We start from the raw sequence: 12,887 nt of genomic DNA on the forward strand, positions 1-12,887 counted from the left end.
TCCGACCTGTTCAGAGGCCGTGCCCCCCACTACGCTGGCCGTTATCTGATAATTGCCATCGGGGAAGCTGAGCTTCGGTAATGTCACCGACCAGTTACCATCCGCGCCGAAAACAATCGGGGCAATCAGTGGAATACCATTAATAGTCACTAGCACTGTGCCACCCAATGCTCCCGCCCCCGTGACCTTACCGCTAATAGTAATATCCAAGGGATCATCAATAGCATTGATAATATTGTCAGTGGCGATGGGATTAATGGTTAGCACCACCGGTGGTGGGCTGAGATTAACGTTAACATTGATTGGCGTCGCGGTATGACCCTCGTTACCGGCGCTGTCGGTCACCGTGGCGCTGATGGTGGTGATGCCACCTAATGTGCCCAATTGAGAGGTGCTCACCCACGCGCTCCATTTGCCATCAGCCCCTACCATAGCGGTGAGATTGAGGGTGCCGAAGCTAATATTGACCAAACTCCCTTGAGCCATATTGGTAGTAGAACCACTTAACAGTTGGGGAATTTTGCTTTCATCAAAGTCCAGAACAGCACCAAATAGGGGCGCATCGACGGTAACGGTCGGTAAATTATGCGTCACGACACCAATATTGAGCGAACTGCTGCCGGTATTACCGCCGCCATCAGTGACATCCACTCTGATCGGTTGCTGTAGGCCATCAGGAATCTGTTTTAAATCAGCCGTCGGTACCGTGACACTCCACACCCCTGTCACACTGCTGACACTAGCGCTATAGACCACCCCATTTATCGTCACTTTCACGGTTTGCGCCGTGTTAAGCAAACCGGTGGTGCCGGTCAATAATTGATCACTGCCCGCCTCAGCCAGATTCAATGTCGCACCAAAAAGAGGAGTGCTAATGGTGGGCACAGGCAGTGTCAGGAAGCTGTCAAAATTGGCTGATTGGGTGTTGCTGTTACCGGCGGAGTCAGTCACGGTGACATTCATTTGATGCTGCCCATTCGTCAGGCCGTTTAAGGCTCCTGCAGGAATAGTCACCGTCCAGTTACCGGTGTTAGCATCGACCACTCCGCTATAGCTGATACCCCCCACATCAATCTTCAACTGCACATTTTGATTATTGCCGGTTATGCCAGTTTTACCGCTGATAGTGGTCGCCAGTGCGGCTTCGGCAATATTGATGCTGGCACCGAAGGAAAGTGTATCGATAGATGGCGTTGGCACCTGCTGTTGTGAAGTAAATGTAATCTCGGGTGAAATAGTGACTTCATTACCACCACGGTCCGTAACTTTAATTCCAATGGTATGTGGCCCGTTTGTCAGCCCGGCGAGTGATCCAGTCAGTAGCGGTAATGACCAACTGCCATCAGGATTTGCGGTAATGGTTTGGACTAATTTGCCATCTATTGAGATAGCCACTTGCTGATTGACGCCCGTCACGCCAGTGCTGCCACTCAATGTCTGACCCAATAATGCTTCAGCATGATTGAGCACCCCATCACCAAACGGCAATACCAGTGTCGGATGCGGTAAATTGTGAGTCAGCACTTCAACCTGACTGGTCAGCGAACCGCTATTACCGGCGGCATCTTTGGCGGTGACCGTAACATCCCAGGTCCCCTCCGGTAAGGCTTGCAGCACATCGGGTGACAAGGTTAATGTCCATTTTCCGTCTGCGGTCACCGTCGCCGCATAACCGGTGCCATTGATGGTCACGGTGACCTGTTGCAGCTTATCGCCGACAATCCCGGTGCTGCCGGTTAATTGCCCGCCCGCCGCCGCTTCCGCTGCATTGAGAATGCCGCCAATGATTGATCCTGCGTCAAAGGTCGGCGCAGGGCTAATGTTCAATGCAGAATTGAAGGTCACTGACTCGGTATCACTGTTACCTACCCGGTCAGTCACGGTGATGGAAATAGTGTGCGAGCCATCAGTTAAACCATTTAATGCTCCCGCCGGTAACGCACAGATCCAAGTGCCATCCAAGGCCACCGTGGCAGGATAGGTCACCCCATCAATTTTCAAGGTAATGGTCTGCCCACTGCCGGTGGCACCGGTATTGCCAGTCAGAATTTGGCTGGCGGCGGCCTCTAACTTGTTTAGATAACCATCACCAAACGGCAAGGCGGGCAGGGTAATGTTCGGCACATTATGAATTAAGATATCCAAGTCAGCGCTAGCCGAAGCTTTGTTACCCGAATCCGCATCCGTGGCACTTACGGTGACTTTCGTCATACCGTCGTTCAAACTTTGCAGGGCTGCGGCGCTGATATTGACCGACCAGACACCCTTCGAGGTCACACTGCCGCTATAATTTTGACCATTAATTGATACCACCACCGCAGTACCGACGGCTAAGTTGCTACAACTGCCCGTCAGAGTGGCATTGGCACTTATCTCACCGACACTTAATACGTTATCGCCAAACAACGGCGCTAAAGTCAGTGTCGGCAGAGCATTGATGGCCACATTGAGGTTAGTGATATCGTGGCTTTCATTACCGGCGGCATCGGTCACACTGACCTTCACGCCGCCCGCTAATGGGCCATCCCCTAACAGCAACAGGTCAGCGGAAGGAATGGTCAGGCTCCAACTGCCATCACTTTGTACCTGCGTCTTGTAATTATGACCATTTAGCGTCACGGTGACGGTGAGTCCTGTTTCACCGGCGCAAGTGCCCTTCACCACCAGCCCCAGCAAGGCATCGGCCAGATTCAATACATTGTCGAGATTGGTTTGTACATCAACAGTCAGTAGCGGAGCCTGAGTATCGACGGTGACATTATGGGTCGAGCTGGCAGGATTTTGCGCCACATCATTAACGGTGGCATTGATGACATTATTGCCTTGTGGCAGCGCCTGTACATCACCCGCCGGAACCGACACACTCCAACTGCCATCAGCCTGAACCACGCCTTGGTAATTCTTGCCGTGTAAACTAACGGTCACGGTTTGCCCTGCTTGTACCCGCTGACTATTGCCACTGATGGTCAGTGCTGACTGGCTTTCCTGATAATTGATAATGTCATCACTGGTGACCGTGGAGACCGTCAAGACAGGTTGGTCTGCCAGAGAGGCAATGACTGTGACCTGATGAGTATCACTCGCTGGGTTCCCCGCCACATCAGTCACGGTCGCCTGCGCAGTTAAGGCCCCTTCCGGTAACTTACTGACATCGGCTGCCGGAACCGTCACTTGCCAGCTGCCGTCACTTTGCACGATGCCGCTGTAGGTTTTGCCATTGAGCATCACACTGACGGTGCGCCCGGACTCAACATGGCTGGACACCCCATTGATCAACACATCTTTGGTGGACTCATCACGACTAATAAAGTTATCACCCGAGATGCTGCTAATCGTGACCGTTGGGAGATTAGCTGGCGAGGCATCGATGGTTAGCGTGCGGTCGACTATTGTTTGGTTACCGGCGCTATCACTGATTGTCACCCGCACCGGATAGTTACCGTCCGCCAGCCCTTGCAGCACGCTGTTACTCAGCGGAATACTCCAGGTGCCATCCGGTTGAACCAAACTGCTGTAAGTCACCCCGTTTAGCTGCACCGACACTGTTCGTCCCGCTTCAGATTGCGGCGCACTACCCGTGATATTGACGGTACTCAGGGCCTCAATGGCATTGATGATATTGTCATTACTGATAGGGTTAACCACCAGCGCGGGGGCAATTTTATCCACCGTCGCGCTACCAGTATAACTGTTGCTATTGCCTGCACTGTCGGTGGCGGTAACTGAAATCACGACATTGCCATTGGGCAAATTTTGTAATTCAGCCGGTTGTAAGGTTAATTGCCAGTTGCCCTGACTATCCGCCACCAGCGTATGAACCACCCCGCCCACCGTCACCACCACCTTTTGCCCCGCGCCACTCACACCGGTGCTGCCGCTTAATGTTTGGCTGGAAGTGACTTCTGTGGCATTGAGATAGCCATCAGCAAACGGGGTACTCAGGGTTGGGTTCGGAACCGACTGGGTGACCAGCTTGATATTCTCAGTCACGGTGGTGGTGTTACCAGCACTATCCTGAATGGAAATGGTGATGGGATAGGTTCCATCGGCCAACAAATTGAGGGTGTTCGCCGGGATATCAACACTCCAACTACCGCTATTGCTCACCTTGGTGCTGTAAGTTTGGCCATTTATCACCACATTAACTAAAGCGCCCACTTCATTCGAGGTGCCAAATACCGGGATGTTGGCTGCCGCTTCAGTGGCATTTATGACGCCATCAACGGCAATTTTCCCCACCGATAATTCAGGCAGCAATGTATCAACCGAAATGGCGGTGGTGGCGCTATTGGTATTCCCCGCAGCATCAGTAACTTGCACCTTAATTGACTGCCCGCCCTGTGCCAGCCCTTGCAACACACTCGGTGGCAATGTTAATGACCACTGACCGTCATTACCCACCGCGGCCTGATAGATTTTGCCCCCTACAGTCACCGTCACCGACTGCCCTGCGCCCGTCACACCGGTGGTGCCATTTAAGCTTTGGCTGATACCGGCCTCGGTTTGGTTGAGGGTGCCATCACCAAAGGGGAGGTTGGTCACAACCGCCGGCAGACTATGGATATAAACCCCAAGTTCGCTGCTGGTGGATACCGTATTCCCGGCGCTATCCGTCGCGGTAGCGGTCAGTGTGGTTTTGCCATCGGCCAACAAGGCCAAATCACCGGCGGGCAATGCCAGACTCCAATTCCCATTCGATCCGGTAGTGGTGGTGTAGGTTTTGCCATTTAGCGTCACCGTAATGGTCTGGTTGGCATTCAAATTACTGGAAGTGCCGTTCACCGTGATACCTGCCGCCGCTTCCTGCACGTTGATCAGGTTGTCACCGGTCAGCGGGCTGATACCAATCCCGCTTTGAGTATTGTTGACAATAATAGTGTGGCTACCATTGGCGGCATTGCCATTCACATCACTGACTGTCGCGGTAATATTCGTCGTACCATTGGTCAGTAACGCCAAATCCCCGGCGGGAATGGTTGTACTCCATTTACCGGCGGAATCCACCGTTGCGCTGTAGGTTTTCCCATTAAGGGATATCGTAATGGTTCGTCCAGCCTCAATGCCGGTGGTACTGCCGCTGAGGGTCTGGCTCACTTTCTGTTCAGCGCCATCCAGGATATTGTTATCCGCAAAGGCATTAATAGACAAGGTGGGGAAATTACGTGGATCGGCATCCAGCATGACATTTTGTGTCACGGTGGTGCTGTTACCGGCCGCATCCTGAACTTGCGTGCTGACGACATAACGCCCATCACCTAGCGATGACAGCGCACCGGCCGGAATAGTGACACTCCAGCTCCCATCGGGCTGCACCGCACCGGAGTACAGTTGCCCGCCGATACTCACTTTCACAATGGCACCGATTTCCGAGCTGGTACCCCGAACAGTGATGCTGGCGGCGGCCTCTGTGCCATTGATAATGTTATCTGTTGCAATCGGAGCAACAGTTAAAGTGGGGGCTTGGGTATCCACTTTGAATTGAGCATTCAATGTATTGCTGTTACCGGCCGCATCACTGGCAGTAATCACCAGTGACTGGCTGCCTTGCCCCAATCCTTGTAATGCATTGGTGGGAAGTTGTAATGACCAACTGCCGTCTGCGGCAACCGTGGCGGCATAGGTCACCCCGCCAAGGGTCACACTCACTTTCTGACCACTGCCAGTCACACCGGTGCTGCCAGTTAATGTTTGGCCGAGCGCCACTTCCGTACTGTTGAGTGTGCCGTCGCCAAAAGGTGGAGTCAGGCTGGCGGTAGGTAACGTATGGGTATAAATGCCCAGATTTGCCGAGCTGCTAATGGGATTGCCGTTAGCATCTGTGGTACTGGCGGTTATCACCGCGCTGCCATCGGCTAATTGAGCCAGAGCAGCCGCTGGAATCTGGGTGCTCCAGCGCCCATCCGCCCCCACCTGCGCAGTATAGGTTTTACCATTTAATGTCAGGGTGATTGTTTGCCCGGCATTCACATTGAATGATGTGCCGCTGACAGTGACACCTGCCGCTGCTTCAGCCGCATTAATCAGGTTGTCGCCCGTCACCGGATTGATACCCAGCCCGGTTAACTTATCATTGACGGTAATATTATGTGTTTCAGTAACGCTATTACCGCTGGCATCGGCGACGGTTGCCGTGATGCTGGCATTGCCATTGAGCAGCAGAGCCAGATCAGCGGCACTGACTTTGACACTCCAGCTCCCATCAGCACCCACCGTGGCCTGGTAGGTTTTACCGTTCAGCAAGATAGTGACCACACGGCCTGACTCTACTTGGGTGGTGGTGCCACTGATTATTTGATCAACGCGCTGTTCGGCAGCATCGAGAATATTGTTACCCGCAAAGGTATTGATGGATAAGGTAGGCAGATTGACCGGATTGGCGTCTAACGTCACATTCGAGGTGACGTTAGTGATGTTACCCGCCGCATCCATTACCGTCGCCGTTAACGGGTGGCTGCCATCAGCAATCCCCGTTAATGCGCCAGCAGGGATGTCGACATGCCAGGAACCGTCGGTCTGGACAATTGCCTGATAAGTTTTCCCTTCGTAGGTAATGACGACTGTCGCGCCAATCTCAGAACTACGACCACTGAGGGTTATCGGCGCGGCAGCTTCAATGGCATTAATGGTGCCGTCACCAGCAACGGGATTGATCGTCAGTGTCGGGGCCTGAGTATCCACATTCACTGTCAGTAGCTGGCTTTTGCTATTCCCCGCTATATCACTGACGGTCACCAGCAGCGGAGTATTACCTTGCCCCAGCATCTGTAAAACAGCGGAAGGGAAAACCAGCGACCAACTGCCATCTAGCGCCACCACCGGGTGATACGTCACGCCATTAAAGCTCACTGTTACCGTCTGACCCGCCCCATTCACCCCCGTTGAACCCTGGAGTGTTTGGTCGCTCTTCACCTCGGTACCATTGAGATTTCCATCACCAAAAGGCGTGCTGAATGTCGCCGCTGGCAGATTATTGATATAAATCCCGAGTGGCAAGGTGGCATCGGGTAACCCAGTGGCTTGCACCGTTAAGGTGATCGGGCCATCCGCCAGTTGGTCTAAATCCCCTTTCGGGATAAGCACACTCCAGTGGCCATTGGCATCCACAGTGCCGCTGTAAGTAGCACCATTTAATGTGACCGTGACTGGCGTATTCACGGCCAGCCCTGCCGAGGTGCCCGTGACAGTCAAATCAGTCAGCGCTTCATTGGCGTTAATCAGGTTATCGCCAGCAACCGGGTTGATTCCCAAACCGCCTTGGGTGTTATCTACCGTGAGAGTGCTGTCTTTACTGGCCGGATTGCCCGCAGTATTAGTCACTTCAGCATGGATAGTCGTTGACCCATTGGTGAGCATCGCCAAATCGGCTGGCGGTATCTGAGTACTCCATTTGCCATCCGCCCCAACCGTGGCGCTATAGGTCTTATTATTCAGCGTGATAAGCACTAATCTGCCCGCTTCAACATGGGTGGTTGCACCACTTAATGTCTGACTGACTTTCTGCTCAGCACCATTCAGATGATTGTCGCTGGCAAATGAGTTGAAGAGTAACGTTGGGAAGTTAAGAGGATCGGCATCAATCATCACACTTCCGCTGGCACTGGCGCTGTTACCGGCACTGTTGCTCACTGTGGCCGATATCGACTGTGAACCGTCTTTTAACCCAACCAACGCGCTGGTTGGAACATCCACACTCCAGCGCCCATCACTTTGTACCGTGCCGGTATAGGTTTTCCCGTTAAATACCACGGTGACGGTTGCGCCAATGGCTGATGATGTTCCGCCAATAGCAACTGTCGCTTTGGCTTCAGCTGCATTGATAATGCCATCACCGGCGACGGGAGAGAGGGTCAATGTTGGCGCGGTAGTATCAACCACCAGCGTGACAGTTTGCTGCGCAGTCTGGCCGCTACCATTGGCCACCGTCACCACTACCGGATAGCTACCGTCATGTAAACCTTGCAGCACTCCGGCCGGTAATAAAACGCTCCACGAACCATCGGCTTGAACTTTCGCCGTATAGGTGGTGCCATTAATCGTGACATTCACCAACTGCCCGGCGGCAACGCCCGTCGTTGTACCGCTTAAGGTTTGATTGGAATTCACTTCGCTACCATTGAGGCGGTTATCGCCGGTCAATGGGTTGACTGTCAATGTGGGTGCAGGGTTCGGATTACCGCCGTTATTTCCTCCCGAACTGCTGCCACCTGAGTTACCATTACTGTTGTGTGATGCGGCAATGCCAATACCGCCGGCAATCGCCAGAAAGCCTAATGCGCCCGCCAATAGCCCTGCCGAGCTGGCACTTCCTCCCAGCGCCAGCCCCGCGACACTATCAATGGTAGTCAATTGCGGCACCAAAATGGCATCAGCGCCAGCGGCGGCTCCCATAGCGGCTGGGAAAGTGGCATGCACCGGCGGATTAACACCATCATCAAACACCAACTCGCTGAAATTCCCTTCAGCGTCGGCGGTGAAAAAGTGCTGATATCGCACCGTAGTGCCATCTTTCATATGCAAAATCAGGTCATTGCCCTGACGCTCATAGCTGGCGACACTGTCTGCCGTGCCATGAATCCGCACGATGCTCAACCCGTTAAGCGCCACGACTGACTGATGACCAGCAACCTCTGAAATCAATGCCCCGTTTTGCCGCGAAATAATATCAATTGCGCCAACCGCTGAATTCGCCATGGATAACCTCAAAAATCAAGCAAGTCACTGTCTCCACGTAAGAGCTTATCGGGGGGCCAGATAAGTCGGACGCCGGAGGGTAAATAAACACCTCAATCAAGAGGGTTTAAGCTTGTTTCTGGTGTGGTTAATAACAGCAAAGAAATCAGCGCAATCGATGTTTATCTTGTTTTTTTAATGTGTTCTCGGACAGCAAGCTGGCGGACACTACTTAAATATAAATAGATACTGTTACATCTGCACAATAAAAAATTTCATTTAATTCATAAATATTAATAATCTTAATTATAGAAAACGATCACAAAACGGCAAAAAGAACCAAAACAAAACCGTATAATCATGATAAATATGAAATAATATTATTATTTCAATATCACACCACAGAATAAAAACAGGCAGAAATGAATTATTCACTCATGTAAATAGTTATTAAAATTAATGAATAAAAGTTACATTTGTGCAACATCTCCATGGCATTCACCTCACCATAGTTTAGATTTATTGAATTATGGGTTTAGATGGGCGGTTTGAACAAAACTCAACCAGAATGGCAATAAAACTTAGTAACCTTATAAGTAATGTTGCTAAGTTTGTGCTAATCCAGATAAATCCCTTCGACCCGCATTTCGCTTTGTGATAGAAACGTCTGTCTATATTTATTATTCATATCAATTGCAGATCCTATACCTCATGACCGCCAAAACACACCAATCAACATTGCAGCCAGGTGTTGCGCAGCAAGTCTCGACTCGGCTCGCATTTTTCATTGCCGGACTAGGGATGGCCGCCTGGGCACCCTTGGTGCCATTTGCCAAGGAGCGTATTGGCCTCAATGATGGATCGCTCGGCTTACTGCTATTATGTATCGGTGTCGGATCGATGCTCGCGATGCCTCTAACGGGAGTACTCACAGCAAAATGGGGATGCCGGGCGGTGATTTTGTTAGCGGGAGCTGTGCTCTGCCTCGACCTCCCCTTGCTGGTATTGATGAATACCCCCATCACGATGGCGCTGGCGCTGCTCGTCTTCGGTGCGGCGATGGGCATAATAGATGTTGCGATGAATATTCAGGCGGTCATTGTTGAGAAGGCCAGTGGACGAGCAATGATGTCCGGTTTCCACGGGTTATTCAGTGTCGGCGGGATTGCCGGTGCGGGCGGTGTCAGTGCATTATTATGGTTGGGTTTAAGCCCACTCACGGCCATCATTGCCACTGTTGCATTAATGATTATCCTATTACTGACTGCTAATAAAAACCTGTTACAAGGCAGTGGAGAGCCTCATGATGGCCCACTATTTGTGCTGCCGCGCGGATGGGTGATGTTTATCGGTTTTTTGTGTTTTGTGATGTTCCTGGCAGAAGGTTCAATGCTGGACTGGAGTGCCGTTTTCCTGACTACACTGCGCGGCATGGAACCCTCACAAGCGGGGATGGGTTATGCGGTATTTGCTATTGCGATGACGCTGGGCCGGTTAAATGGTGATCGGATTGTCAACGGATTGGGCCGATACAAGGTATTATTAGGCGGCAGCTTATGTGCTGCTGTGGGGATTATCATCGCGATAAGCATTGATAGCCCAATGGCCGCCATTATTGGTTTTATGCTCGTGGGGTTGGGGGCATCGAACGTAGTGCCTATCCTGTTCACTGCTGCAGGCAACCAAACCGTCATGCCAGCCAATTTAGCGGTGGCCTCTATAACCACTATCGGTTACGCCGGTATTCTGGCAGGCCCTGCGGCCATTGGTTTTGTTGCCCAACTCAGTAACTTATCGGTCGCTTTTGGCTGCGTGGCCGTCTTGTTACTCACAGTGACAGCCAGCGCCAAAGCCGTCACGCGCTAACCAAGGAATATGCATTATCGTTATGCAAAATAACTCGTTATCACCCAGTTCAGCTAACATTACGCGCTGCCTCTGGCTGTTTATTGTATTACTGCTCATCACCGTTGGGCTGTATGGCTACAACTATACCAATGCCTACCTGACAGAAAAAAAACACGCATTGAGCTATATTGCCACCGGTTTGCAGCAACGTATCGATGATTATCGTTACCATACCTACCAGATATATGATTTTGCCAATAATCCGACTATCTCGGATAAAAATATTCTTTCCGCCCAAGAAGTGCGTCTGCGCCCTGATATTTACTATATTGAAAAACCGCGCAGAAAAACTGATACCGTCATTTTTGGTAATCACGAGCCCGCAACACTCGCTATGACCTTACAGTTGTCGGACTATCTCGACAGCCATTGGGGGGCGCAGAATGATACCTACTCGATGTATTATCTGAACGGCCAGGACAATAGCCTAACCCTCATCACCACTCAGGCCTTAAAGGAAGTCACGTCGCGTTTTAAAGAAAGCTACCTGACCGCCGCCGCAGAGTCTCGGCGAGCTGAAATGCTCCAACAGGCCAATACGTTAGATGAGCGCGAGAGTTTCTCACCATTGCGAAAATTGCGCTTCCAGAACGCCTACTATTTCACGATTCGAACCACTTTTAATCATCCCGGCCATCTGGCAACAGTCATTGCCTTTGATCTGCCGATTAATGACTTAATTCCGCCGAATATGGCGCGATCGAACTTCCTGCTGCAACCGGATAAAACACCGATTAATGAGGGTATGGCACCGGAGGATGCGGCCACTGCCAGCGTGACACTCAATGGCTATTGGGTTGAAATTTCAGCGCCATTGGCCAATGCCTCATTAAAAATTGTTTATCGTGTTCCGGTGACCGTACTGGCTATTGATTTGCTGAGAAATAACTTCTGGCTGATCCTATCCAATATATTGTTGCTGGCTCTGGCTGTTTTGGGTGGCTATTTTATTCGTCGCCAATTCGTTCGCCCAAGTACTGATATGCTCGACCAATTAGAGGCTCAAAAATCACTGAGTCAGGAAATTATTACCAGCTTGCCACAGGGACTGTTGGTTTATAATTTCAGCAGCAATGCGGTAGTCGCCAGTAATCAGATAGCCGAAAACCTGATGCCTCACCTTAATCTGCAAAAAATTGCCCATATGGCAGAACAGCACCACGGGGTGATTCAGGGTACAGTGAATAATGAAGTTTACGAAATCAGAATGTTCCGCAGCAAGATATCGCCTGAAACCTATCTTTTCCTGCTCCATGATCAGGATAAAGAAGTTTTGGTCAATAAGCGCCTACAACAGGCAAGACGTGAATATGACAAAAGCCTGCAAGCCCGTAAACTCATGATCCACAATCTGGGAATTGAACTGAACCAACCCATTAACAACCTCAATCAAACGGCCAAAGAATTACAAAACACCACTAACCCAGCGTTGCTGCATGAATTAACGAGTAAACTGGCAGAACAATCTGCAAGTATCATTGAGCTAATTGATAATATTACCTTACTGACACGTTTGGAAACTCAGGATTGGCAACCAGAACAGCACAGTTTCTCCCTGTCGGCATTAATTGATGGGCTCCTTTTGGAGGTGCTGCCAGCGATTAATCAGAAAGGCTTAACGCTGTTTAATCATTATCTTGTTGATCTTGACCAAAATTACATTGGTGATGAAAAAGTATTGCGTAAAATACTTTCATTGCTGCTGCATTATTCTATTATTACGACGGCTTACGGTAAGATAACACTCAATGTGGATCATGAGCCTGGGCAGCCGGAACAACTGATTATTCAAATTACCGATACGGGCGCGGGTATTTCTGATGGAGAGATCAGTAATCTTAATTACCCTTTCCTCAGCCAAACATTAGCCGACAGGTACAATCACAGTTCGGGGTTAACATTCTTTTTATGTAACCAATTATGTAAAAAATTAAACGGCCAATTAGAGATTCGTAGCAAAGTCGATATAGGTACGCGTTATACAATCCGAGTTACGATTGCTATCCAAAATGAGCAGGAGGAGGAGCAAGAGAAATTATTGGATGGCGTCACGGTATTATTAGATATAACGTCGGAAGAAGTGCGTTCTATCATCACCACATTATTGAATTCATTCGGCGCTAACTGCATTATCGTCGATGACCGTTTGCCGGGTCGAGACTATGATGTTACCGTAACTGACAACCCACAACACTATGATAACTTTACTTTATTACTTGCATCTGACGAAGTAGGAATGCAGCAGTTGCAGGATAATTATATTCGGGTAAATTATAATTTAGGAAGTGCAGTCATTGATGCAATATTAT

At 50.4% G+C, this 12,887-nt stretch carries 3 protein-coding genes; 2 read left to right on the forward strand and 1 reads right to left on the reverse strand.

What is annotated here, in order from left to right:
• The coding region (locus tag ACNSO8_RS07910; protein ID WP_418394335.1) for an Ig-like domain-containing protein at positions 1-8,691 on the reverse strand (8,691 nt) is incomplete at its 3' end.
• A 690-nt stretch (positions 8,692-9,381) separates the two neighbouring features.
• Between ACNSO8_RS07910 and ACNSO8_RS07915 the strand changes: the two genes are divergently transcribed.
• Together ACNSO8_RS07915 and rcsD are read left to right on the forward strand one after the other, a co-directional pair.
• Positions 9,382-10,536, forward strand: a complete 1,155-nt coding sequence (locus ACNSO8_RS07915) for an MFS transporter (RefSeq protein ID WP_418394336.1) — start codon at positions 9,382-9,384, stop codon at positions 10,534-10,536.
• A gap of 22 nt (positions 10,537-10,558) precedes the next feature.
• Positions 10,559-12,887 (forward strand): phosphotransferase RcsD (gene rcsD / locus ACNSO8_RS07920; RefSeq protein WP_418394337.1); only part of this gene is annotated, 2,329 nt, incomplete at its 3' end.

Source organism: Yersinia sp. LJYL362 (genome assembly GCF_048323875.1).